24 protein-coding genes are annotated in these 25,583 nt (G+C 47.4%); 13 read left to right on the forward strand and 11 right to left on the reverse strand.

Translation table 11 applies throughout. The features are described from left to right. Positions 1 to 54 precede the first annotated feature (54 nt). From Q8W40_RS15980 to Q8W40_RS15990, 3 genes are all read left to right on the forward strand, one after another. On the forward strand, positions 55 to 663 hold the full coding sequence (locus Q8W40_RS15980) for a Crp/Fnr family transcriptional regulator (protein WP_305398611.1): 609 nt from the start codon (positions 55 to 57) through the stop codon (positions 661 to 663). A gap of 75 nt (positions 664 to 738) precedes the next feature. Next, positions 739 to 1,080, forward strand: coding sequence for a terminase (locus Q8W40_RS15985; RefSeq protein ID WP_305398612.1), 342 nt, complete (start codon positions 739 to 741; stop codon positions 1,078 to 1,080). 194 nt (positions 1,081 to 1,274) lie between these two features. Further along, positions 1,275 to 1,637, forward strand: coding sequence for a VOC family protein (locus Q8W40_RS15990; protein WP_305398613.1), 363 nt, complete (start codon positions 1,275 to 1,277; stop codon positions 1,635 to 1,637). A 78-nt stretch (positions 1,638 to 1,715) separates the two neighbouring features. Here Q8W40_RS15990 and gabT read toward each other — a convergent pair whose 3' ends face one another. Genes gabT through torT form a run of 10 tightly spaced genes read right to left on the reverse strand, consistent with a single transcriptional unit; the run spans position 1,716 to position 12,599 of the window. Next, a complete protein-coding gene (gene gabT / locus Q8W40_RS15995; protein ID WP_305398615.1) occupies positions 1,716 to 3,002 on the reverse strand; it encodes a 4-aminobutyrate--2-oxoglutarate transaminase in 1,287 nt (428 codons plus the stop codon). 19 nt (positions 3,003 to 3,021) lie between these two features. After that, positions 3,022 to 4,464, reverse strand: coding sequence for an NAD-dependent succinate-semialdehyde dehydrogenase (locus tag Q8W40_RS16000; RefSeq protein WP_305398617.1), 1,443 nt, complete (start codon positions 4,462 to 4,464; stop codon positions 3,022 to 3,024). Next, entirely contained in the window at positions 4,461 to 5,492 is a 1,032-nt protein-coding gene (locus Q8W40_RS16005; RefSeq protein WP_305398619.1) for a biotin-dependent carboxyltransferase family protein, read from the reverse strand. The genes Q8W40_RS16000 and Q8W40_RS16005 overlap by 4 nt, the downstream gene beginning before the upstream one ends. Continuing rightward, positions 5,482 to 6,357, reverse strand: a complete 876-nt coding sequence (locus tag Q8W40_RS16010; RefSeq protein ID WP_305398621.1) for a 5-oxoprolinase subunit B family protein — start codon at positions 6,355 to 6,357, stop codon at positions 5,482 to 5,484. Before Q8W40_RS16010 ends, Q8W40_RS16005 begins: the two co-directional genes overlap by 11 nt. A gap of 9 nt (positions 6,358 to 6,366) precedes the next feature. Continuing rightward, positions 6,367 to 7,758, reverse strand: a complete 1,392-nt coding sequence (locus Q8W40_RS16015; RefSeq protein ID WP_305398622.1) for an acetyl-CoA carboxylase biotin carboxylase subunit — start codon at positions 7,756 to 7,758, stop codon at positions 6,367 to 6,369. Positions 7,759 to 7,785: 27 nt separating this feature from the next. Further along, a complete protein-coding gene (locus Q8W40_RS16020; protein WP_101109852.1) occupies positions 7,786 to 8,025 on the reverse strand; it encodes an acetyl-CoA carboxylase in 240 nt (79 codons plus the stop codon). A gap of 3 nt (positions 8,026 to 8,028) precedes the next feature. Further along, positions 8,029 to 8,835 (reverse strand): 5-oxoprolinase subunit PxpA, encoded by an 807-nt coding sequence (gene pxpA / locus Q8W40_RS16025; protein WP_305398623.1) that lies wholly within the window; start codon positions 8,833 to 8,835, stop codon positions 8,029 to 8,031. Between the two features lie 29 nt (positions 8,836 to 8,864). After that, positions 8,865 to 9,998 carry an ABC transporter permease gene (locus tag Q8W40_RS16030; protein ID WP_305398625.1) on the reverse strand — a complete coding sequence of 378 codons (1,134 nt, stop codon included), beginning with the start codon at positions 9,996 to 9,998 and terminating at the stop codon, positions 8,865 to 8,867. After that, entirely contained in the window at positions 9,973 to 11,514 is a 1,542-nt protein-coding gene (locus Q8W40_RS16035; RefSeq protein WP_305398627.1) for a sugar ABC transporter ATP-binding protein, read from the reverse strand. The genes Q8W40_RS16030 and Q8W40_RS16035 overlap by 26 nt, the downstream gene beginning before the upstream one ends. Then, entirely contained in the window at positions 11,511 to 12,599 is a 1,089-nt protein-coding gene (torT, locus tag Q8W40_RS16040; protein WP_305398629.1) for a TMAO reductase system periplasmic protein TorT, read from the reverse strand. Before torT ends, Q8W40_RS16035 begins: the two co-directional genes overlap by 4 nt. Positions 12,600 to 12,899: 300 nt before the next feature. On the opposite strand from torT, the gene Q8W40_RS16045 reads away from it, so the two are divergent. Beyond that, on the forward strand, positions 12,900 to 13,823 hold the full coding sequence (locus Q8W40_RS16045; protein WP_305398630.1) for a LysR family transcriptional regulator: 924 nt from the start codon (positions 12,900 to 12,902) through the stop codon (positions 13,821 to 13,823). Positions 13,824 to 13,887: 64 nt separating this feature from the next. On the opposite strand, the gene ppsR is transcribed toward Q8W40_RS16045, so the two are convergent. Then, positions 13,888 to 14,721 carry a posphoenolpyruvate synthetase regulatory kinase/phosphorylase PpsR gene (gene ppsR, locus Q8W40_RS16050; protein ID WP_305398631.1) on the reverse strand — a complete coding sequence of 278 codons (834 nt, stop codon included), beginning with the start codon at positions 14,719 to 14,721 and terminating at the stop codon, positions 13,888 to 13,890. Between the two features lie 266 nt (positions 14,722 to 14,987). Between ppsR and ppsA the strand changes: the two genes are divergently transcribed. From ppsA to Q8W40_RS16095, 9 genes are all read left to right on the forward strand, one after another. After that, positions 14,988 to 17,348, forward strand: a complete 2,361-nt coding sequence (ppsA, locus tag Q8W40_RS16055) for a phosphoenolpyruvate synthase (protein WP_305398633.1) — start codon at positions 14,988 to 14,990, stop codon at positions 17,346 to 17,348. Between the two features lie 286 nt (positions 17,349 to 17,634). Continuing rightward, positions 17,635 to 18,318 carry a GntR family transcriptional regulator gene (locus Q8W40_RS16060; protein ID WP_126609952.1) on the forward strand — a complete coding sequence of 228 codons (684 nt, stop codon included), beginning with the start codon at positions 17,635 to 17,637 and terminating at the stop codon, positions 18,316 to 18,318. Between the two features lie 33 nt (positions 18,319 to 18,351). Further along, a complete protein-coding gene (locus Q8W40_RS16065) occupies positions 18,352 to 19,140 on the forward strand; it encodes an SDR family NAD(P)-dependent oxidoreductase (RefSeq protein WP_305398635.1) in 789 nt (262 codons plus the stop codon). 30 nt (positions 19,141 to 19,170) lie between these two features. Continuing rightward, complete coding sequence (locus Q8W40_RS16070; RefSeq protein ID WP_305398637.1) at positions 19,171 to 20,358, forward strand: AGE family epimerase/isomerase; 1,188 nt, start codon at positions 19,171 to 19,173, stop codon at positions 20,356 to 20,358. Between the two features lie 142 nt (positions 20,359 to 20,500). Next, complete coding sequence (locus tag Q8W40_RS16075) at positions 20,501 to 21,547, forward strand: sugar ABC transporter substrate-binding protein (protein WP_305398639.1); 1,047 nt, start codon at positions 20,501 to 20,503, stop codon at positions 21,545 to 21,547. Positions 21,548 to 21,600: 53 nt separating this feature from the next. Then, positions 21,601 to 22,566, forward strand: coding sequence for an ABC transporter permease (locus tag Q8W40_RS16080; RefSeq protein ID WP_305398641.1), 966 nt, complete (start codon positions 21,601 to 21,603; stop codon positions 22,564 to 22,566). Positions 22,567 to 22,578: 12 nt separating this feature from the next. Then, positions 22,579 to 23,313 (forward strand): ATP-binding cassette domain-containing protein, encoded by a 735-nt coding sequence (locus Q8W40_RS16085; RefSeq protein ID WP_305398643.1) that lies wholly within the window; start codon positions 22,579 to 22,581, stop codon positions 23,311 to 23,313. Between the two features lie 10 nt (positions 23,314 to 23,323). Next, positions 23,324 to 24,550 (forward strand): enolase C-terminal domain-like protein, encoded by a 1,227-nt coding sequence (locus Q8W40_RS16090; protein WP_305398645.1) that lies wholly within the window; start codon positions 23,324 to 23,326, stop codon positions 24,548 to 24,550. Between the two features lie 34 nt (positions 24,551 to 24,584). Beyond that, positions 24,585 to 25,571: an SMP-30/gluconolactonase/LRE family protein gene (locus Q8W40_RS16095; protein WP_305398648.1), complete on the forward strand. Its 987-nt coding sequence runs from the start codon at positions 24,585 to 24,587 to the stop codon at positions 25,569 to 25,571. Positions 25,572 to 25,583 lie beyond the last annotated feature (12 nt).

Below are 25,583 nucleotides of genomic sequence, written 5' to 3' on the forward strand. Positions count from 1 at the left end.
AGTATAAACTCTGATAAATCTAAACAAACGACGTCTCAAATTGTCAGGTATATCTTGGAAGACCAAACACCTAATCAGCCTTTAACTCACCTTCGAAATCACTTGTCTCAGTTCATTTCCATATCCGATGGCGAGTGGGAAATGATCTCAGAAAGTTTCACGGTTCAGAATTTTGATAAGGATGTAAGCCTGCTCGGAAGCGGTCAAACTTGTCGGAGTATGTTTTACGTAAGCTCTGGCATAACGCGTTCTTATGTTATTGACGAAAACGGTCGAGACTTCACAACTTGTTTTCACTTCAATAAACCCTCTTCAAACGTGAAAAACTTATTCCTTACCGATTTTTCTAGCGTTATTCGAAAGGAAGTTTCTCAACTTCATTTTCAGACGCTAACGGAAGTGTCGGCAGTTGAATTGCCTATTTCAGCGATTTCTGGGCTTTATGATCGTGGGTCGAAATGGGAGAAACTAGGACGAAGGTTGGCGGAAGAAGCGTATTACCACACGCAGAAAAGAGCGATGTCATTACTCATGAAAACAGCGAAACAGCGTTATATTGAGCTATGTGAACAGATGCCACATCTGGTTGATAGCATTCCAGAATATTACGTGGCGTCCTATCTGGGTATTACGCCTCAATCACTCAGCCGAATTAAAAGTTGAAGCCAAATTACCATATGGTAATGCTTTGTTTTTCTGTCGATATTATCTTGCTCCAAAACAGATTGGAGAGCAGTCATGTCTATACGTAAACTCGTTCAGCACCAGCAAAATACCTACGGTCACTTTCACCAACATCAGGGCAATTTCCTGATTCATTTAATCATGGTTCCGGTATTCATCATCGGGTTCTGGGGGGCAATGGTTTCATTGGTTCTTGGTAACTTTTTGATTGCTGGAAGTTTGGTGCTTTTGCCCTTTATCTCTATCGCCATTCAAGGTTTTGGTCACAAAAAAGAAAACCTACCTCCGGAACCATTTACTGGTCCAAGTAATGCGATTACCCGAATCCTACTCGAGCAACTTTATACCTTTCCAAAGTACGTGGTTTCGGGAAAGTGGAAGAAAAAGCGCCAGTAACGGCGCTTTATTTGTTGGAGGTTGTTTCGAGGCGGTTACCTATTACTTCACAATATCTTTTATTAATCCTTGAACCCTATAAGACTAGAACTCTCAAGGACCTACGTGATATTGTTTCAAAACTATCAATAATTTATTGGGCTAAATGGTGATGCTGTAGTGCCTGATGATTGTTATGTGTCGAGAGAATTAAAATGAAGATCAATACTATGAGGATTCCTTGCAATAATTTTGAGGAATCTGAAATTTTTTATACTCAAAAACTTGGGTTAACAAAGATATATGGATCCGTATCGGATGGCTTTGTAGGTTACCAGCTAGATAATGCGCAGATGATTATAGAGCCGGAAGAAAAAGGCGAGTTTGAATCTGGAAGGTACCTAGGCTTTAGTCTCGAAGTTGAAGATATCAACGCATTCTACGCTAGGTTGAAGCATGAAGGTGTTGAGTTTACGGGTGATCCAGAAAAGCAATTTTGGGGTGGCATCATGACCCATATAGTGGATCCAAATAAGAATACATTTTCAATTGTACAGGTTGAGAACAAAACAGAGTGACATGTTTCGTAATGGCCAGAAAACCTCGCGGCTATTTCGTTGTATGAAAAAGCGCCATTGAAGGCGCTTTCTTAACATTTACTTACTGCGATTGGAGTTGGTACAAGATATAAGCGCGCTTTGTATAATGTCGATCGCTTCCTCTACTATTTCGTCCTCTACGGTGAGTGGAGGCAGTAAGCGGATAGCGTTACCAAATTGCCCACATGGCAACACGATCAAACCATTATTTCGGCATTCTGCAATAAACGGTGCAACGTATTCCGGAGCAGGGGTTTCGCCGTTTACAAAATCAAAGGCAATCATAGCGCCAGCATGGCGAATATACGCAACGGGAATGTTGGTGTGCGATTCCTTAATATGGCTTATTGCTTTGTGAATTCTCTGACCTATCGCTTGTGCCTTTTGGTTAAGGTTCTGGCTTTGGATTTCATCCAAAACGGCGTGAGCGGCAGCACACCCGACAGGGCTTCCACCGTATGTACCTCCTAGACCACCTGGCGCTGGGCTGTCCATCAGTTCACGTTTTCCAATGATCCCTGAAAGTGGATAGCCTCCAGCGAGTGCTTTCGCTACGGTGATCAAATCGGGTTGTACATCGAAATGCTCGCTAGCCAACGTTTTTCCGGTTCGACCGAATCCAGTTTGCACCTCATCAAAGATCAAAACGATACCGTGTTCATCGCATAGCTTGCGCAATTTTGTCATCAATTCGCTAGGTGCGGCGTAAAAACCCCCTTCACCTTGAATAGGCTCGATAACAATGGCAGCAACGGAATCGGGGGAGATGTCCGTTTTGAATACCTTTTCTAGCGACTTCATGGTGTAGCTCGTATCTATGCCTTGATAAGGCACAGGGAAGGGCACGTGGAAAATGTCGGCAGGGAAGGGACCAAAGCCCTCTTTGTATGGCGCGATTTTCCCCGTCATCCCCATGGTTAGCATGGTTCTACCGTGAAAGCCGCCATGAAAAGCGATCACACCACGGCGCTTGGTGTAGTGGCGCGCGATCTTCACGGCGTTTTCCAGCGCTTCGGCACCCGTCGTCATTAACAGGGTTTTTGCATCGTCAATGGGGGCTAATTCATTTAAGCGCTCGGCAAGGGAAATATACGTCTCATAGCCTGCAACCTGAAAAGCGGTGTGACTAAAGCGATCAATTTGGTCGATAACGGCTTGTGTGACAGCCTGGTTGCAATGCCCTGTATTGACAACGGCAATACCAGCCGCAAAATCGATAAAGCGTCGGTTTTCTACGTCCCAAATTTCAGCGTTTTGAGCGCGTTTCACAAACAAAGGGGTAGCCGAAGCCACGCCTCTGGGCACCGCCTTGTTTCGGCGATCCATCAGTGACTGATTATTCATTTGAGGTGTCCTGTCCTTTTTAAGAAAGCCCGCCAAAGCAGACGTATTTGGTTTCCAGATATTCTTCGATGCCGGATCGTGACCCTTCTCGCCCTAATCCAGAGTGTTTGATGCCGCCAAATGGGGCAACTTCGTTGGAGATGATTCCTTCATTCACGCCCACCATGCCGTACTCCAGCGCTTCACTAACGCGTAAGCAGCGATGAATATTGGTGGAATAGAAATACGCCGCCAAGCCATATTCGGTGTCGTTGGCCATTTCGATCGCTTGTTCTTCCGTTTCAAAACGAAAGATGGGGGCGACGGGGCCAAACGTTTCTTCCGATGCGATTCGCATTGCGGGTGTGACATCGGCAATGACGGTTGGCTGATAAAACAAACCACCCAAAGAGTGGCCAGAGCCGCCGATGAGCAATTGCGCACCTTGGCTCAAAGCATCGCGGATATGAGCATCGACCTTGTCCATTGCTGGCTCACTAATCAAAGGACCGATCTGATGCTTCGGATTCATACCCGAACCCACTTTGAGCTTACTGACGGCTCTGGCGAATTTTTCAGAAAATTGTGCGTAGACACCGGATTGCACCAATATTCGATTGGTACATACGCACGTTTGACCAGCATTACGAAACTTAGAGGCAAGCGCGCCTTCTACGGCTTCTTCGAGATCGGCATCATCGAAGACAATGAAAGGCGCATTGCCACCCAGCTCCATGGAAACGCGTTTTACGGTATTAGCGCATTGTGCTAACAGCTTTTTACCAACGTCTGTTGAACCAGTAAAAGACAGCTTTCGGATTGTTGGGCTGTCGCACAACACGGCACCAATTTCTGCCCCTTTGGCTGCGGTTACCACGTTGATGACGCCTTCTGGAATACCCGCTTGTTGTGACAACGAAGCCAGCGCGAGCGCTGAAAATGGCGTCGATTCCGCTGGCTTGACTATAGCGGTGCAACCGGCCGCCAAAGCAGGTGCCAGCTTGCGCGTGATCATCGCGACAGGAAAATTCCAAGGCGTTATGGCAGCACAGACACCAACGGGTTGCTTCAAGGTTTGTAGACGACGGTCTGCTGATGTAGACGGGATAACATCACCGTACGCGCGTTTCCCTTCTTCAGCAAACCATTGAATGAATGAAGCCCCGTAGGCGACTTCCCCAAGTGATTCCGATAACGGCTTACCTGATTCCAAGGTGATCAGTTCAGCCAAATCGGCTTGGTTTTCTAGAATCAGTTGATGCCAATTCATCAAATATTCGGCTCGCTGCTTGGCAGTCAGTTTTCGCCAAGTTTGCAGAGCGTTATTTGCGGAATCGATAGCTGAAACGACCTCTTTGCCCGACATATCTGGAACCGTACCGATTTCATTGCCGTTCGCTGGGTCATAAACCGAGAAGCTCTGGCCCGTTGCGCTTTCCACCCATTGACCATTCACAAAGGCGCGGTGTTGAAGTAACGTCATTGGCTTACTCCACTTTGCTCGATGTGCTGTTTGGCGGCGTCGAGCAGCGCTTGATGATCACGTCTTGCACTCAGGGCATCTTCCATGCTCACCTCCACAAATTGAGTGGTAGCATTTGGCTGCATTTGACCAATCAAATCCATGTCTGTCGAAATGACTGTGCCAATCATGAAATAGCCGCCTCCTGACACCGCGTCACGGTGCAATACGATGGGCTCTTTCCCTGCTGGTACTTGAATGGAACCGTAGGGGTAACAACCGTCAACGATGTTGGAAGGGTCCGATCCGGCGCCAAAAGGCTGGTCGCGTTCAATGAATTCAAGAGGTGTACCGTTTTTAAAGCGGTAACCAATGCGATCCGCTTCGGGCGCGACTTGCCATTCTTCAGCAAAAAACTGTTTGCCAGATGCTTCGGTAATGCGATGCCAGTACAATCCCGTCACGACTCGAAGAGCAGTGCTTGAGCTGTTTGAGTTGACTGCGTTACGACGTAACGCCTCAGGTAGGTGACGTCGGACAAAGGCAGAGCTTTCTTTGGTATTAGGTTGTTTAGAAACCGACAGATCAGTAACGGGTAGGCTGTCACCTTCTTGAATGGGTCTACCTTCAAAGCCGCCAAGCGCACCGAGTGTGTAGGTCGAACGGCTACCCAATACTTCTGGCACATCAATTCCGCCACTAACGGCAATGTAGATTCTTGCACCAGCAGTAAGGTGGCTAAACGTGAGGTTTTGGCCAGCCTCGACTCGAAAGCTTGTCCAGTTTTCTTGTGCAACACCATCGACCATTGGTGTCATTTCTGCACCCGTCACGGCAACTGTGCAGCCTGTCGAAAATTCCAGTTTGGGTCCCATAAACACCGCTTCCAACACGGCCGCGTTTTCATCGTTTCCGACCAGCCAATTCGCGCATCGGCACGCAAATCTATCCATGGCACCTGAAACCGGAATACCCAAATGAAAATACCCTTTACGACCAAGATCTTGCACTGCTGTCGCTAAACCAGGGTGAATAACCTTAATGCTCATACAGTGCCTCCTTTAATTTGGTGTTGTAGCTGCCCATGTTTGCTTCAAATTCAGACAAAGAGAATTGGACTGGTTTAATTACAGGTTGGTAGGTGCCTGCTTCTACCTGCTCTACTATTTGGTGATATTCCGCCTCATTGATAGCACGAAACTTAACAATGTCCCCCGGCTGGAAGAAGACGAGAAAGTCTTTAAGGTGAGCCACGCTCTGGCTTGGGTCGTAGATGGGCATGGGCGTCACTCCAAACATTTGATATCCACCCGCGCCGCGCACCGAATAAATGCACGAGAAACATCCGCCGTAGCCGACCGTGAGTTTTGGGGTATCGGTTCTTGGGCGAACGTATTTCGGGACTTGGATTTGCTTTTCTTGCTCCACCATTTGAAACATGAAAGGCAACCCTGAAACGAACCCCACCATGGTTACCATCCAAGGGGAATTGGCGTGCGCTTCAATAAACGCATCAATCGAATCGTAGCCGTTGATTCTCGCGGCGTAAGAAAGATCGGTGCCTTCTGGATCTTGGTGCCTTTCTCTAAATCGCATCAGTGTTTCATGCGTCCATGGATCTTGGTAATACACGGGCACTTCAACGATGCGGGTGTCTATTTTCGCTTCGTTTTGTGCCATAGACGCTTCAAGGTCTTGTATGGTTTTCAGCATGTCTGAAGGGGCGCAAATGTCAGGGTTGTATTTCACCTGAAAAGACGCATTTGCAGGGCAGATTTCTTCTACCCCCTGAATGTTTGCTTGTCGGATAGCTTGCGTCATCGACAAGCTTTTGAAAAAGGCAGCAAGTGACATCTCTTCGCTAACCTCTACAAATATGTGTTCGTCTCCGCCATAGGAGTAGCGTGTTTTCATCGTCGTTCCTTAAGATGCTTGAGAGTAGGAGCTGTCCTTGCTCGTATCAGACTCGGATTCATTCTCTAACCAACGTTCTAGCCACGCAGTGTTGAACTGCCCAGTGAGTAAATCGTTGTCTTTGCATAGCTTTTGAAATAGAGGCTGGGTGGTTTTTACGCCAGTTACTTCCAATTCATCGAGGGCTCTTGCCATGCGTTTAATGGCGTTTTCTCGCGTGCTATCCCATACAATGAGCTTTCCTAGCAGCGAATCGTAATAAGGGGGAATAGCAAATCCGGAGTAGATTAATCCGTCAAATCGAACCCCAGATCCCATCGGGGGAGTAAATTGGCTGATGATGCCGGGGAAGGGCAGGAATCCATTAAACGGGTCTTCTGCATTTAAGCGGATCTCAATCGCATGCCCACGCATTTCAATATCGGATTGCTGAAGCGCCAGCGGCTGACCAGAGGCAATCAGAATCATCTCGCGAATCAAATCGACGCCAGTAATGCACTCTGTAATGGGGTGCTCTACCTGTATGCGTGTATTCATTTCGATAAAGTAGAAGGCTTCCGTTTCGTCGTCATAGAGGTATTCAATGGTGCCAGCACCCTGATAGTTAACGCTCTCTGCTAACGCTACCGCGGACTGACACATGGCTTCTCTAACGGAGCTCGGAAGAACAAAACAAGGTGCCTCTTCCCATACTTTCTGGCGTCGGCGTTGCAGCGAGCATTCACGTTCAAATAGATGAATCGCTTTGGTTCCGTCTGCGAGGATTTGAACCTCAACATGCCGAGCCTGATGAATGAACTTTTCCAAGTACAAGGTGCCATCACCAAACGCCGATTGTGCTTCCGCAGAGGCTTGATGATATTGCTCTAGAAAGTCAGCGGCTTGTTCAATCACTCGAATTCCTCGACCACCGCCACCAGCTGACGCCTTGATCATGACAGGAAACCCAATTTCTTTGGCGCGCTGCAGCGCGGCGTCTGGATTGATGGAGGGGGCACTGCCGGGAACGACAGGAACACCCGCGGTCATGGCAGTTTCGCGAGCAACGGCTTTATCCGCCATTTTTCGCATGGTGTCGCCATCGGGACCGATAAAGCGCAATCCGGCTGCGCGTACTTGATCTGAAAACTCAGCGTTTTCTGATAGGAATCCGTAACCTGGGTGAATCGCGTCCGCGTTGGAATCGATGGCGGCTTTGATGATTTTATCGCCATTCAGGTAGCTTTGATTTGCCATAGGCTGGCCAATACAAATGGCTTCATCTGCCAATTTAACCGCAAGCGATTCGCTGTCGGCTTCGCTGTAAACTTGAATGGTGCGGAGCCCCATTTCTTTGGCTGCACGGATGATCCGCACCGCTATTTCACCGCGATTTGCGATAAGAATAGATTGAATACTCATAACAATTCCTTGTGTACATTCAGCGCGTTATTTAAGCCGGACGATAGGTTGACCAGCGTTAACGGGTGTTTCGTTATCCAGCAAAAAGTCATCAATAACGCCTGACACTTCTGCTTTGATTTCGTGAAAGGATTTCATCACCTCAACTAAGCCGATGACATCACCAGGCGATAGGGTGTCTCCCGCTTGTTTATAAAAAGGCTGTTCAGGTGCCGATGAACGGTAGAACACGCCCGGTAGTGGGCAGATGATTTCTTTGTCTGACATGGTTCACTCCTTGAAGATTGACGATCCATCAGTGGATAATTCTTTTTGGCTTTTTAAGGTTCGTTCTCGTGAAGGCAGGTGTTGCTGTAGTGTTTTGTTGACTGCCTTGGCGATGTCCAGTGCGTTTGGGGTGTCTGAATGTACACAAACGGTTTGGGCAACCACGGGGATCTCATCTCCATTTGTTGCTGTTACCGCACCTTGCTCTACGGCTTTTTTTACTCGTGTTGCCGCATAGTTTGGGTCGGTTGCTTCGTGAGTTTGAGTGATCACCAAGTGCCCATGTTGATCATAGTCTAGGTCGGTGAAAAACTCGGCGACGAAGCCCACACCCTTGCTTTTGTATACTTTCTCGTGGCAAGTACCGGTTAAACCGAATACGGGTACTTGGTAATGCAACGCGATATTGGCGATGGTTTCCGCGATTTCTGGATCGGACGCGGCCATGCCATACAACACCCCATGTGGCTTTAAGTGGTTAAGTGGCATATCCAACATATCCAGAAAGCCTTTCAGAGCCCCAATCTGATAAACGATCATGTTGTGCAGCTCGGCTTGGCTTAGGTGCATTTTCCGTCGCCCGAACCCCTGTAGATCGGGCAGTGAAAAGTGCGCGCCCACCTTTACGCCATAACGTTTGGCAAGCTCTACGGTGTGCTTCATGTGGTTTGGGTCTGACGCGTGGAAGCCACAAGCAACGTTGGCTTCGGTGATGTAGGGCATCAGCGCTTCATCATCACCTAGCTTGTAAATACCAAACCCTTCTCCCATGTCGCTGTTTATATTGATCATGCTGTTTATGTTGATCATATTAATACCTGTTTATGATGTTGAAGGGGTTAGTGCGCGCCCAAGCTGGCTCGCATACGAATACGGATTTGGTCGACAATGACCGCGAAAATGAGTAACGCACCAATCACGACGGTTTGTAAGTAAGATTCGACGCGCGTTAAGTTCATGCCGTTTTGAACCAAGCTAATGAAGATGGCTCCTAGAACAACATGTTCGACACGCCCAACGCCGCCTCGCAGGCTGACGCCAGCAATCACACAAGCAGCGATAGACTCCAATGGCATGGCTGCCCCAATATTGGCTTCGCCTGTATCTAGCCTTGCGGTAATTAACATGCCTGCCAATGCCGCAAATAGGGCGCACAATAGGTAAGCCATCATCAAGGTTTTGTGTGTGTTGATACCAGAAAGCTGCGCTGCGTGAATGTTGCCACCGACGGCGTAGAAATAGCGCCCCAGACGGGTTCGATTCACCACAATGACGGCGGCAATAGTCATGATGAATGCCGCTAAAATTGGCGTAGGAATACCTAAAATGCTACCAAACCCGAAGGTGTTACCAAATTCAACGGGCATACCGTAAACAGGAGATCCTCCCGTCATATAAAGAGCGACACCAAAGCCAACAGAGGAGATACCCAGTGTCATCACAAAAGGGGAGACTTGAAAGTGTGCCACGCCTACGCCATTGATAAACCCGACGACCAAACCAACGCCAACGCCAGCAAGAACGCCAAGCAAGATGGCTATATAAATGGCTTCAGGAAAAGAGGCATACACCGCCGCCATGGTGGTGGCACCAACTACAGAAGAAAGGGCGATAATGGTGCCCACCGATAAGTCGAAGCCTGCCGTCAGCAAGACGAACATTTGACCTATCGCCACCATAATGAGGTAAGAAGATTGGCGTAAAAGGTTGAGTAAGTTTCGTGCGGTCAGAAAGTTGTCCGATGCCGTCGCGAATATGGTGACTGCAATCACCATTAATATGGGTAATACCCCAATTTTGACAAATAGGCGTTTCATCCAGTTCATTGCATTTCCTTTTGATGGCGAACCCGCTGCTTTGGAACCGCCTGTTTTCGAACTGCTAGCGTTCGAACCGCTTGCTTTCGAGCTTATGAGGTCAGAAGCTGCGTGACTGGTTTTAATAGGGTCACTGTTCATTGTTGAGTGCCTCATTTTGAGATTCCATGGATTCAAAGAAGTGAGCGAGTGCGTTGGGTTCGGTGATATCGTCACCCTGAAGATGCGCTTCGATTCGTCCGTGCCGCATGATGTATAAACGATGGGAAAGGTTGACGACTTCCGGTAGATCAGAAGAAATGATCACCACCGCCGCACCTTGTTCACATAAGCTCGCGATGAAGCGATAGATCTCTGCTCGTGTGCCGACATCTACCCCGACGGTGGGCTCATCAAAGACATACAAAGACACATCGCGAGTGAGGCATTTGGCCAACAACACTTTTTGCTGATTCCCTCCACTGAACTGACCAACATCGCGCTCGGTTTGCATTGGGTGGAGCTTCAATTTGTCGGCCAGCTTTGAGGTTTGCTGGCGTTCATGGTTAAGGCTTAATGCGCCCGTCGCACCGGAATAGGAGGGCGTGTTGATGGCCGCCAAGCTGATGTTTTCTCGGCAACTTCGAATCATCACCAAACCTTCGGCTTTTCTGTCTCGGGAGTTGTAAAAGAATCCCCGATCCAACATTTCACGAGTCGATAAGCTAGTGACATTCTCGCCTTGAAAAATCACCTTGCCGGATTGAATGGGTTCTAACCCAAAACAGGCTCTTAGCGCTTCCGATTTCCCGCAACCAACCAGCCCAGCAAAGCCAATTATTTCTCCTTCTCTCGCATAGAAAGAAAGGTCTTGTATGGCGTTATCGCGGCTTGATAAGTTCTTTACTTCCAACACGGTACTTTGGGGAGTGAAGGGGATTTCAGGGTAAACCTGATCCATCACGCGCCCTGTCATCATGGTGATCAGCTCTTTTTCATTGACCTGTTCACAAGCCTTAGTACCGATGTAGCGACCATCTCTTAAAACGGTGATGCGATCGGCGATGCGGCGTATTTCCGCCATGCGATGCGAAATGTAAATAATGCCGACACCTTGTTGCTTGATCTGCTCTACCAGTTTAAAAAGCTGCTCGGTTTCTTGATGAGTAAGAGACGCGGTGGGCTCATCGAGAATAAGCACCGCCAGTTCCCCCCGCAGCGCTTTGGCAATCTCGACCATTTGCTTTTCTGCGCGAGACAGCTCACCGACACTCAAATCTGGGTTGAGCTGAAACCCCATGGTGTCGAGCAATTCTTGCGCTTTATATTGCAAAGTTTCGTTATCGAGCATGCCTGATTTCATGGGTTCTTCACCGAGAAAAAGGTTCTGTGCCACCGTCAGTGTGTCAACCAATGAGAACTCTTGGAAAACAGCGCTGATTCCTTTTTGTCGAGCATCAAACACGTTTTTGAAATGCACGTCTTCATTGTGGAATCGCATTTCGCCAGCCGTGCGTTGGTTTGCACCTGAAATAATGGAAATCAGCGTGGATTTACCTGCTCCGTTTTCACCAAACAATACGTGCACTTCACCGGCTTCTAATGTGAAGTCCACATCATCGAGTGCCTTAACACCGGGATACTGTTTGTGTATCCCGTGCATTGAGAGGATTGGGTTTGAACCGACCATCATTGAGGCTTCACCGAAAACGTTGGTTTAAAGCCGTTTGGTGCCAATGAGCTGTCGCGATCGAAGTGATCAACAATGGCTGCATCAATCACATAGAGTTGCGGACCTACATGCTTGGTGTACGGCTTGCCTTCGAGGATCCGAATGGCTTGGTCAATCGCAACGCGACCTTGAATAACCGCGGAATCAGTAGGCGCAGCGAGGATGAGTTTGCGTTTAATACCTTGGTAAACACCGGGGGTAAAGTAGTAAGAGAGAACCTTGATTTGATTGGTGAGCCCACGTGCTCTCAGTAAGCTGGTGGCCGCTTCTGCAGTGACAGCGGTGCCCACGATGTAATCAATATCTGGGTGAGCTTCTAGCGTGTCTTCAACCAGCTTGAGCTGAACTTCTTTACCTGTGTCGCCGTATTTGGTTTCAACGACATCGATGTTGGAATCTTTAATGGCTGACTGAAAGCCCTTGTTTCCAGCTTCTACCCAGCCTGCGCCTGGAGGACCAGGAAACCAGCCTACTTTGACCTTATCTGATCCGTTTTTGTGAATCTCTCTTAAATACTGCCCGACTTTAGAACCCATTTCGCCGAACGACACTAAAGACTTAGCGGATAAATCCGGTGAAGACATACCGTTAACGATATCGATAACAGGAATGCCGGATTTAGTAATGTTTTTGACCAGATTGTTTAAACCTTCATACGAGATGGCACCAATCACGACAGCATCTGCCCCCGAAGCAACGCAGTCTTCGATTTGCGATATCTGGGTATTTAAATTGGTGTAACCGCCTGCTTCAACAAGCTGCATTCCAACGCCTGAGCGTTTGGCTTCTGCAACCACACCGTAGTTTACTGCCGTCCAGTAAGCGTCTTTAAGGTGGGGGAAAGACACACAGATGTCCCATGGCTTTTCAGCTTTGTCGACGGGCTGGTAATCCATGACTTCTCGGTTACTTGCCATATCAAAAGGGTTTGTCCAAACATCCACGGTGTACGGATACCAATCTTTGGCGTTGATGTTTGGGCTGTAATACGCAGCAAGTACTGCGGTTAACGTAAGCCATGCTGCATTTGAGGTGTTTCGTTTCATCGTTCTTCTCCCTGTTATTCGAACGTTGTTTAACGAGTGGTGTTCGCCGTGATGAATCCGTTTCGGCTGTTGTTTCATTTGTTAATAACAGGTTAAAATTGCAGCGTTGATATGTAAAATATGGATTTCTATGAAGTGTTATCTAAAATTTAGATACCCAAGCTGTGTGTGATTTAAAGAAATGAAATCCATTTAACAATATGAAATATCAGGGGTAAGTCGTTGTCGGTTAGTCGGTGAGTAAGGCAGTGAAATGCCTTGATATCTAATTTATTAATACATGTGTTAAGGAAAACAGAAATGCAGCCAACCATGAAGCAGATACGTTACTTCATCGCGACCGCCGATTCGGGGCAGGTATCCCAAGCGGCCAATGCCATGCACGTTTCTCAGTCTGCGATCACTACGGCAATAAAGTCATTGGAAGAAATGCTGAATGTGAATTTATTCATTAGGCAGCCTCATGGCATGCTGTTGACGTATGAAGGCAATCAGTTCTATCAGCACGCGACACACATCGTAAAAGAAATCGAAGAGGCTATGTTGCTTTCGCACCGCAGTTCCAATCAAGTGCAAGGGGTGATCAAGCTGGCGATGTCTTACACCGTAGCTGGGTATTTTGTTCCGCCGTATCTAACACGTTTCTCACGCAGCTATCCAAAAGTAGAAGTGAAACTGGTGGAAGCGACTCGGAGCGAAATAGAAGAAGGGGTGGTGTCGGGCGATTTCGACTTGGCGTTCATGCTGACATCCAACCTTATGAATCAAGAGGACATCAGTTTTCAAACGTTGCTCAGTTCGCCCCGACGGCTTTGGGTCAGTTCTAGCCATCCGTTACTGGAAAATAAGCTTGCGACGTTTCACGATGTTGCCCAGTACCCCTACATAATGCTGACGGTGGATGAAGCGAGCAACACCGCACAACGCTACTGGAACCAAACGCCTTATCAGCCCAATACCATTTTTCGTACATCCTCAGTGGAATCGGTGCGCAGCTTAGTCGCAAACGACTATGGGGTCACCATTCTTTCAGACATGGTCTATCGCCCGTGGTCTTTAGAAGGACGAAGGGTAGAAGTTCGACCACTAGCGGATCACGTACCCGATATGGAAGTGGGTTTAGTGTGGTCAAGAAAAAGAGAACGCAGCACTGCGGTGGCTGCGTTCTGTGAATTTATGGAAATGTCGGTGTCACCGAATCAGGATTTGATGAATCGGTTTTAGTGCCGTTAACACATCAGCCTTTAACACACCTGCCTTAATACATTAGTCTTTAACACATTAGCCTCTAACACATCTGTCTTTGCAGCCCACTCATATCCAATAGTCGGGTTGCAATTTCTTCAACCGATAACGATGTGGTGTTGAGGTACGGGATCGCTTCTCGGCGAAACAGGGATTCCACCGTATTGAGTTCCTTTTGACATTGATCGTGGCTGGCGTATTCGCTGTTGGCCATTCTTCCTTCACGAATGGCATGCAGCCTTTCAGGTTCGATGGTTAAGCCAAATGTTTTGAATCGAAAAGGTTCAATACCCGGTGGCAGTTTTAGCCTCCCCATATCCTCTTCTATAAAAGGATAATTCACGGCGCGAATTCCAAATTGCATGGCTAAATATAGGCTGGTAGGGGTCTTTCCGCAGCGTGAAACACCCAGCAAAATGATGTCGGCTTGGTCGAGATTGTTTAGCGAAATGCCGTCATCGTGGGCAAGTGTGTACTCAATTGCAGCGATCCTGTCCATGTAGCTACCCACATCTTTACTGATGCTGTGCGAGCGCTGCAATTTGGGTTTTGGCTCTAGCCCAAGGTCTTTACTGAGCGGTTCAACCAGTGATTTAAGTACATCATAGAATTGAGCGTTGGCTTGCTCAATAACATGCTTGACCTCTGGTATAACGATAGAGAAGAACACCAAAGGCTTGTTCCCAGTCACCTCAAAGGCTTTGTTTATCAAGCCCTTAACATATTCAGCACGTTCAATATTCTCTACAAAAGGGAGGGTTGTTTGACGCGTTTCGATGGAAAATTGCCCTAAAACCGCGTGCCCCATGGTCTCCGAGGTGATTGCAGTACCGTCTGAAATATAAAACACATCACGAAAACTAGTTTTGCACTGCATAAAAAGTTGAATCCTTAAAATAAATTTGTAGTGTGGGTTTCATAATAAAAATATAGATATACCTGAGCGCATTTCTAGCTTACTTGGCTTAAATGCATGCGGCACAAATCGGTGCCGACAAGATTAAGGGTATATATTTACATTACAGGGGATCGATACCCGTAAATGTGACGCTGCCGGAAAAATTTTTTAAACCCTAAGCCAATCGTTTGCGTTGATTCAGACCCCACTAAAACCCTACAGATCCAATAACAAGGAGATTATCCATGCAACAAAATGTTGTTTGGTATGACGCTTTATCAATGAACGACGTTGATAAAGTTGGTGGTAAAAACGCTTCACTCGGTGAAATGGTTGCAAACCTTGCTAACGCTGGCGTGAAAGTCCCTAACGGTTATGCCACTACCTCTTTTGCGTTTAACCAATTCCTCGAATCAGACGGATTGAATGAACGTATTTATGCCCTGCTGGAAAAACTCGATGTTGATGACGTCCAAGCGTTAAAATCAACAGGAGAAACCATTCGAAACTGGGTGCTGGAGCATCCATTTACCTCTGAACTGGAAGCGGATATTCGCCAATGTTATGCAGAACTTGGCGAAGGCGACGACATGTTGTCGGTTGCTGTTCGTTCTTCTGCTACGGCGGAAGACTTGCCAGACGCTTCTTTTGCAGGTCAGCAAGAAACGTTTCTAAACGTACGTGGTATCGATGCTGTTATTGAAGCAACTAAACACGTTTTTGCCTCTTTATTTAATGACCGTGCTATCTCGTACCGCGTTCACCAAGGTTTCGATCACAAAGGTGTGGCGCTTTCTGCGGGTATTCAGCGCATGGTACGTTCCGACAAAGCGTCATCCGGCGTAATGTTTACCTTGGACACTGAATCGGGTTTCGATCAGGTTGTTTTCATCACCTCATCTTGGGGTTTGGGTGAAATGGTCGTTCAGGGCAGTGTTAACCCAGATGAGTTCTACGTGCACAAGCCAAGTTTGAAGGCGGGTAACCACTCGGTTGTTAGGCGCACACTGGGTTCGAAGTTGATTAAAATGGTCTACGCTGAGGGTTCCGAACTGGGCACTCAGGTCGATATCATGGATACGTCTTCGGAAGAGAGAAGCTCTTTCTCACTCACGGATGATGAAATTCAAGCGTTGGCGCAACAAGCTCTGATCATCGAAAAACACTACGGTCGCCCGATGGATATCGAGTGGGCGAAAGACGGCGTAACGGGTGAACTCTTGATTGTTCAAGCGCGCCCAGAAACTGTGCGTTCACGTGATGACAAAAATGTCATGGAGCGATTCCACTTAAACCAACAATCCGATGCGTTGATTGAAGGACGTGCAATTGGTCAGCGAATTGGTTCTGGTGTGGTGCGTGTGGTGGATTCTCTTGATGAGATGGACCAAGTGCAAGCAGGCGATGTACTGGTCGCAGACATGACAGACCCAGATTGGGAACCCGTCATGAAAAAAGCGGCGGCGATTGTCACGAATCGTGGTGGACGTACGTGCCACGCAGCCATTATTGCGCGTGAGTTGGGTATTCCTGCCGTTGTGGGTTGTGGTAACGCGACTGAGCGTTTGAATAATGGAACGCAAGTGACGGTATCTTGTTCGCAAGGTGAAACAGGCTATGTGTATGAAGGTGAGCTGGATTTCGAAATCCGCCGTTCATCGGTAGACGATTTACCGGAGCTGCCGCTTAAAGTCATGATGAACGTGGGTAACCCAGATCGTGCGTTTGACTTTGCGACTATTCCAAATGAAGGCGTAGGCTTGGCGCGCTTGGAATTCATCATAAACAAGATGATTGGTATTCACCCGAAAGCGTTGTTGAACTACGACGATCAGCCGACAGAAGTGAAAGCTGAAATCGACCGACGCATTGCTGGTTACGCCGATCCGGTCGAGTTTTACATTGAAAAACTCACGGAAGGCATTTCGACACTGGCGGCGGCATTTTGGCCAAAACGCGTCATTGTTCGTATGTCGGATTTCAAATCGAACGAGTATCGTAATCTTGTTGGTGGTGTTCGCTACGAACCAACCGAAGAAAACCCAATGCTCGGTTTCCGTGGTGCGTCTCGCTACATCTCAGAACAGTTTGAAGATTGTTTTGCATTGGAATGTGAAGCCATGAAGCGCGTCCGCGGCAAGATGGGCTTGAAGAACGTGGAAATCATGATTCCATTCGTTCGCACGGTAAGCGAAGCGGCATCGGTGATTGATTTGTTGGCGAAGCACGATTTACGCCGTGGCGACCAAGGTCTAAAAGTCATCATGATGTGTGAACTGCCATCCAATGCAGTATTGGCAGAGAGCTTCTTGAAGTATTTTGATGGCTTCTCGATTGGTTCAAACGATATGACTCAGCTAACACTTGGTTTGGATCGGGATTCCGGAGAGATTGCTCATCTGTTTGATGAACGTAACGAAGCGGTAAAAGCTATGCTGTCGATGGCGATTCAAGCGGCCAACAAAGCTGGTAAATACGTCGGTATTTGTGGTCAAGGACCATCGGATCACGATGACCTGGCAGAGTGGTTAATGGAGCAGGGGATTGATTCTGTTTCACTAAACCCAGATACCGTGCTGGAAACCTGGTTGCACCTAGGTAAGTAGCAGAACCTTGGTGAGTGGCCGATCCTACTCGGGATTCTTAGGTAACTTACTGATATAAATTAAAAACCTCTAGTTTATACTAGAGGTTTTTATTTTCTATATAAGTTTTAATTTTAAATGTGAAACCAATGGGCGTATCAATGCTTATTGGTTATTGCCCCTAAGTTCATATCCAAACTCCCATTCTTGTGAAGCAAATCAAACAATGGAATCAACCTAATATAAGGTGGTCAAAAAACGATCAACTGTATGCAGTGTATACATTGTATCCAGAAGAGAGAATCTGATGCGACATCACCGCTATGACTATTTGACTGCCTCTGAGCAAGCGTATCGGGTGATACGAGACATGATTCTTGAAATGGAGCTTCTACCGCATCAGCCGTTATCAGAGCAAATGTTGGCGGATAAGCTGGAAATGAGCCGGACTCCGGTTCGTGAAGCGGTAGCAAGGCTAACAACGGAAAGGCTGATAGATAATGCGTCTAGGCGTCAGCTTATGGTGGCCCCGATTCGGGTGGCACTGTTTGAAACAGCGTATTACGTAAGAAGAACATTGGAAGGCGACTTGGCGCAACTGGCAGCAAAAGCAAAGATAACCGAATTGGACCAGCTTAACCTGCAAACGTGCCTGAACGAACAAGAAATTGCCGCAAGAAACAATAATTCAGAGATGTTTTACAACTCGGATGAACGCATGCATCAATTGATATGCGAATGTGCTGGCAAACCGTTGGTGTGGCCGATAATTCTGGATTCTAAGTTCCATATGGATCGCATTCGCAAGCTGATTTTAATGAGTCGCAGTTCCATCTTGACGGAGTTGATCGATGAACATCGGCAAATTGTTCATGCTGTTTTAGTCGGTAATGCACCCGCCGCAAAGGACGCCATGCTGGGTCATATTGCGCATGTGTTTCCGGATTTAGATGTGATTCAAAAGCAGTTCCCAGAATACTTTTCTCAATAGCCATTACTGCATCACCAAGGAAAGGAGAGAGTAATGATAGATAACAACAAAGTTGTGCTAGTGACGGGTGGCTCCAAAGGAATAGGGCGCGCCATGGTCGATCGCTTCGTTGAGGCAGGCTACAACGTGGCTTTTTTCTGTAACGACGCGGAATCTTGCGCGTCTACACTATCGGATCACGGTAACCGTGAAAACGTATTGGGCATCACGTTAGATGTCAGTAAAGCAGAAGAGGTTAAGGTAGGCGTAGAAAAAGTAGCGCATGCTTTTGGTCGATTAGATGTGGTGATCAATTCCGCTGGGATACAACGCTATGGCGATGTGGTGGAAACCAGCATTGATGTGTGGAATGAAGTACTCAGCGTTAACCTTAATGGCGTTTTTCACACCTGCAAATACGCGATTCCTGAAATCCGTAAACAAGGCAAAGGGGCAATCATCAATATTGCTTCTGTTCAGTCTTATGCTTCGCAAACGGGTGTGGCGGCTTATGCCGCGTCTAAAGGGGCGATTTTGCAACTAACACGTTCTATGGCATTGGATTGCGCTGCCGACCAAATCACCGTGAATGCCTTATGCCCTGCATCGGTCAATACACCTATGTTGCACTGGGCTGCAGACTTATGGAAAGGCGAACTATCGAAAGAGCAAGTTCTTGAGTCTTGGGGCAAAGCTCACCCATTGGGCAGAGTCGCTGAACCTAGCGAATTGGCGGAGCTGGCGTTGTTTATTGCACAAGGGAAATGCTCATTCATGACAGGAGCTGACATAAGAGTGGACGGCGGAATCATGAGCCAAGTGCCAATTGTGTTACCTGAATAGAGATATTGCCGGAATAAGGAAGCCAAGTTTATGGAAACTAACTACCGATCCAAGTCATTTCTGAAATCGCACATACAAAGCATCGTGGATTTTTATCACCCTGATTGTATAGACAATAAACGAGGCGGATACATCAACCAGTTTAGGGATGACGGCTCCATATTCGATATGGATACCAAGCATCTTGTTGGTACTTGTCGGTTTGCATTCAACTACTCCCTTGCTTATCTCAATAATGGCGATGCGCAATATCAAAAAGCCGCAGAACATGGCGTTCGATTTTTACTGGAGCATCATAAACAGCGAGATGGCGGTTACGCTTGGGTATTGAACGGTTTGGATGTCGAAGATGGAACTCGTCATTGTTATGGTCATGCTTTTGTATTGCTCGCGGCAGCGGCTTCCATCAAAGCTAAGGCGCCAAGCGGTCGAACATTATTGAATGATATTTGGGACGTGCTCGAAGTACGGTTTTGGGATCAAGAGGCACAGCTTTATGTGGATGAAATCTTAGAAGGTAGCTGGAACAGCGTATCGCCTTACCGTGGTCAAAACGCCAACATGCACATGTGCGAAGCCATGATTTGCGCCTATGAAGCCACTAAAGAACAGCGGTTTCTCGATCGAGCCGTTACCCTAGCAAAACGAATTTGCGTGGATTTAGCCAGCCAGTCCGATGGGCTGATTTGGGAACACTACGATGAACATTGGAACCACGATTGGGAGTACAATCTGGACGATCCCAAGCACCTGTTCAGACCATGGGGGTACTTGCCAGGGCATTTTACAGAATGGTCTAAGCTTCTTTTGATATTGTCTCGTTACCACAAAGAAGGTTGGATGGTGCCAACTGCAGCGCATCTGTTCGATGTCGCCACACAAGTCAGTTGGGACGATGAATCAGAAGGCATGAATTACACCTTTTCTCCCGACAAAGAAATCGTAGATACCGATCGATACTACTGGGTTGTGGCAGAAACCATTGCTGCCGCTGCGGCGCTCGCTGTTGAAACGGGTGATAAAAAATATTGGCAATGGTATGAGACCTTATGGGGCGTTGCTGACCGACATTTTATCGATCACACCTACGGTGGCTGGTTTCGGTTGCTCGACCACAGCAATCAAAAATACGACAACTTAAAAAGCCCACCAAGCAAAACGGACTATCACCCACTGTCTGCATGTTTTGAAGTTCTGCAGAGTTTAAAACGAATTTAACCGCGTTTCGAATAGACGCCTGACCGCGCACTTTCACTATAGAGGTCGTTGTCACCAGTTTAGGGTGCTCTCACCGAGAGCTGCCACGGGTTAGGCGTGTCTTTAAAACGCAATTCTGTTCAAAAGGACAAGGAATAGAACCATGTTTAAATACAAAATGTTTGACTGCGAAAAGCTGAATTGGAAACAGTTTAATTGCAAAAAAATCGTATTACTGACTGCCATTCTCAGTACCACATTATTTGGGCTTTCTTCACCCAGTATCGCAGCGGAAAAGGAAAAGCAGCTGCGTTTTACTTACCTGACACAAACGGGCATCGACAACACATTTTGGCAGACGATCAAGCGTGGAATGGACGACGCTTGTGCCTTACTAAAAGCCGATTGCCAACTGCTGTTCACACAAGAAAACGGCAACCTTCAGATGCATCTCCAAAATATTGAAACCGTTACCAACCAAGGTGTGGATGGAATTGTCACCGTGGTGGTAGATGACAACTTGTACGACGAAGCGCTGCAACGAGCTGTCGATAAAGGTATCCCCGTTATCGTTTCGAATGTCGATGATACACAGGGTGAGCTTGGCAATGCTCGGTTAGCGTTTGTTGGGCAAGATTTGTTTCAAGCCGGCTACGAAGTGGCGAAAGGGTTGGCTGCGAAATTTGATAGAAGTAAACCCGCTCACGTGGTGTTAGGGCTCGCCAGACCCGGTGAAAGCTGGGCAGAAGACAGAATCGGTGGTGCTAAGAAATACCTAAACGAATTGAACGCAGCAAACCCTGATTGGAAAATCACGTTTGATGTAATCGATTCGGGTAACGATTTATCCATTACGGGTTCGCGAATTTGCCAATACATCCAAGGACACCCGGAAACTAACGCCGTTATAGGAGCAGGCTTTTGGTTTGCAGGTGCTGGAGAATGCTTGCGCGACTTGGGTAAAAAGCCAAATGAAGTATGGATGGGCGGTTTTGATTTAGTGCCAATTTTGATTGACGAAATGAAAAAAGGGTACGTGCATCTCACCGTTGATCAACAACCTTACTTGCAGGGGTACCTGCCTATTCTGCAACTTCATTTGATCAATAAATTTGGCTTAAGTGCATGGGATGTGAATACAGGTAAAGCTCTGATCACCAAGAAAGATGTCCCTGCGCTTGAAAAGTATATTGATCAGGGAGTTCGCTAGGCATGGAACAAGAATTAAGGGGCAATTCTGCCCCTATTCAAAAGGAATCCAGAATGAATCTGCGAAGACAACTGAAAGATTTGCTCTCAAGACCGGAAGTCAGTGCCTTCATTATGTTACTGATTATGCTGGCGTTGTTCTCTGCGTCGAATCCTTATTTTCTGACGCTCAACAATTTCATGATCATTTTGCAGCCCATTCCTGAGATTACTTTGATAGCGATTGGCGTCACCATTTTGATGGTATCAGGTGAATTCGATTTGTCGGTGGGATCTGTTTTCTCGTTTTCACCCATGATCATGGTGTTGTTACTTGCAGCGGGTATCCCTGTTGGACTCGCTATTGTGGTTGCTCTCATAGGGGCGGCGGCTGTTGGGCTATGTAACTCTTTTATCACGTTAAAAATTGGGTTGCCTTCTTTCATTACTACACTGGGCATGCTGTTCATGATCCGCAGTTTGACGATAGTAATGTCGGGCGGGTTCCCGCCACCATTCCCACGGGACATGGATACATCATGGTTAGTAGGGCGTGTGGATCTGCTGCGCGCGTCTATTTTCTATTTGGTGGCTTTCGCGATTGTGTTGTCTATGTGGCTACGCAGAACCGACTTCGGCAGTTGGATCTACGCGACAGGGGGAAATACTCAAGCTGCCCACGACATGGGCATCAATACCGCGTTGGTCAAATCCACGGCCTTTGTGCTGTGCTCTGTGCTCGCGGGCTTTGCAGGCATCATCCAATGTTTTCGGATTAAAGCCATTATTCCCACCATGGGAACGGGTTTTGAACTTCATGCGATTGCCGCTGCCGTTATCGGTGGTGCAGCCTTGACTGGTGGTGTAGGCACTGTCATGGGGGCGATCATTGGGGCACTTCTGATCGCGTTCATAGAAAATATCATCATCATTAATCGCATTGATGCCAACTGGTTCAAGTTTGCTGTTGGCGCGATGATCGTTTTCTCTGTTGCGTTAAACACATATACCCGCCGAATGGCGGACAAAATGAAAGTATAGGAGGCGGAAGTTATGGAATCTCCCTTACTGGAATGTCGCAATATATCAAAGTCTTACTCTGGTGTTGAAGCTCTGCAAAATGTCAATTTGTCGATTGAGCGTGGCGAAGTTATCGGGTTAATTGGTGATAACGGAGCAGGTAAATCGACGCTGATTAAAATTTTGTCTGGCGTTCATACCCAAAGCAGTGGTGACATCTTTATCGACGAAGAACCGGTCACGATTCGAAACCCTAGACACGCAATGAGTTTGGGTATTGAAACCATTTACCAATACACCGCAATGGTGCCGGAAATGTCCATCGTTCGGAATATGTTTATTGGGCGAGAAATGCGCCGAAAAGGTCCTAGAGGGTTTGGGTGGCTGAACGAATCCAAAATGGCGGCAGAAGCCATACAAGCGATTAAAGATGTCGGTTTGGATTTGGAACACCCTCATCGCCCGATAAAAGAGTTGTCTGGTGGCCAACGCCAAGGCGTTGCCATCGCCAGAGCCATCTATTTCCGGTCTCGGATTCTCATCTTAGATGAGCCGACCAACCATTTGTCTGTTAAAGAAACTGATAAGGTTCTGGAATACATAGAAATGCTTAAAAATCAGGGGGTAACCTGCATTTTTATCAGCCACAACTTGCACCATGTGTCTCAGGTGTCTGACCGTATTGTCGCCATGGCTCGGGGAGAGAAAACTGCAGATCTTCCCATCGAAGATACCTCGGTAGAGCACATGACTAGGCTTATAAGCTAAGAGGGGCAGCATGAAATATCCAAAAATTACTGATATTAAAGCGACGACAATTACCGTTCCGCTGGAAGCGCCTTTACGCCATTCCAATGGTGCGCATTGGGGGAGGTTTGTCCGAACTGTGGTTCAAGTCGAAACCGATGTTGGCATTGTTGGGCTGGGGGAAATGGGCGGTGGCGGCGAGTCTGCGGAAGCCATGATTGTTGCCTTGAAGCAATATTTAGTTGGGCATAACCCTTTTGAACTCGAAGCGTTACGTATGAAAATATGCAACCCAACGGCAAGCTTATACAACAACCGAACGCAATACCATGCCGCCATTGAATTTGCCTGTTTGGATATTTGTGGCAAGTTTTTAGGCGTGCCGGTGTACGATTTGCTGGGCGGCAAAGTCAGAGACGAAGTGGAATTTGCGAGTTACTTATTCTTCCGATTCAATAACGATGATGGCTATGGGGAAGTGCGTACTCAAGAGCAGCTTGTAGAACACGCTCGCCAGCTTAAAGAGCAGCACGGATTTCGAGTTCACAAGCTTAAGAGCGGCGTATTCCCACCGAAATATGAATTAGCCTTATTTCGGGCGCTGGCGCTTTCCTTACCAGAAGACCAAGTTCGATACGACCCTAATGCCGCGTTTTCGGTTGAAGAGGCTATTTGGTTTGGTCGCAATATCGAAGATCTCAATAACGATTACTACGAAGACCCCACATGGGGTTTGAACGGGATGAGGACGGTGAGAGATCGCGTGAAAATCCCGAATGCCACCAACACCGTCGTGATTAATTTTGAGCAACTCGCAACCAATGTTCGAGACCCAGCAGTGGATGTGATTCTGCTGGATACGACATTTTGGGGAGGGATCCGCAATTGCGTTAAAGCAGCCAATGTATGTGAAACGTTTCAAACCAGTGTGTCGGTGCACTCTTCCGGAGAGTTGGGTATTCAATTAGCCACTATGCTGCACTTAGGGGCAGTTTTGCCCACGCTGACCTATGCAGCGGACGCACACTATCACCACCTTACAGACGATGTGATCAAAGGTGGGAAGATGGTTTATCGAGATGGGAAAATACAAGTCCCGACGGCTCCTGGATTAGGCGTTGAGCTGGATGAAGATAAGCTGAAACACTACGCAGAGCTTTACAAAAAGCTGGGTGGTTACCTCTACGACAGAGATCCATCGCGTCCCGATTGGTTTGCCTATACACCCAATACCCAGTGGGCAGATCCGAATGGCTAAACAACGTTAGGTTACCGAGCATAAGGAGAATGAAATGGACACTTCAAACTCACACCTTGACCCTGACAAAAACAGCGTCCTCGACAAGAGGGTTGGTCGCATAGAGGTTGTTTCGGATGCGCGGTTTTCTGTAGGGGAAAGCCCACTTTGGAATCCACATGAAAGCAGTTTGATCTTCGTCGATATCATCGACAAGGTATTGGTTACTCTTGAACAAAATGGCAATTGTACTCGTATACAGACAGAGGATTTCCCGACAGCATGTGCGCTAGTTGAACAATCCAACTCGCACCTTATTGTGGCGTTTGCCCAAGGTGTCAGCTTGGTCGATAGGCGCAACGGAAAAGTTCTCCCCGTTTCTCAGCCCGATCAAATGCAAGGGAATCGTCTCAACGAAGGAAAATGCGACCCCTTGGGGCGTTTTTGGGTGTCGTCCATGCAAACGAATCTTCATCCCGATGGCAGCGGAAAAGAGATGGATAGGGAGTCCGGTGCGCTGTTTAGCGTGGTTGGCGACGGCTTCTCCAAACGCTGGACCGAATACAACATAGGGTTAACCAATACCATGGCTTGGTCGCCTGATAGAGAAACCTTCTACTTTGGTGATTCAATGAACAATGTGATTTGGGCGTACGATTATGAATTGGAGGCCGGTGCGGTGAGTAACCCTCGCGTTTTCTTTCAAAATTACCCAAATGGCGCGCCGGATGGATCTTGTATCGACAGCGAAGGTTATGTATGGAATTGCCGGTTTGGTGGCTCCGAAATTGTGCGCATTGCCCCTGATGGTTCACTCGATTCGGTTGTACCTTTACCAGTAACCAACCCAACCAGTTGCACCTTCGGTGGTGAAAATGGCGATACTTTGTACATCACCTCCGCACAGTTCTCTTTGACGGCTGAGCAATTAAAGCAAAACCCAATAGAAGGGGCGGTGTTGAGTTTTAAACCTCATGTTGGCGGTTCACATGAATATGAGTTTTCTTGCTCCGAAGACCTACTGAACCAACTCCATTTATAAAGGAAAGACGAT

The organism is Vibrio penaeicida, assembly GCF_030689305.1.
In the GTDB taxonomy this organism is placed as follows: domain Bacteria; phylum Pseudomonadota; class Gammaproteobacteria; order Enterobacterales; family Vibrionaceae; genus Vibrio; species Vibrio penaeicida_B.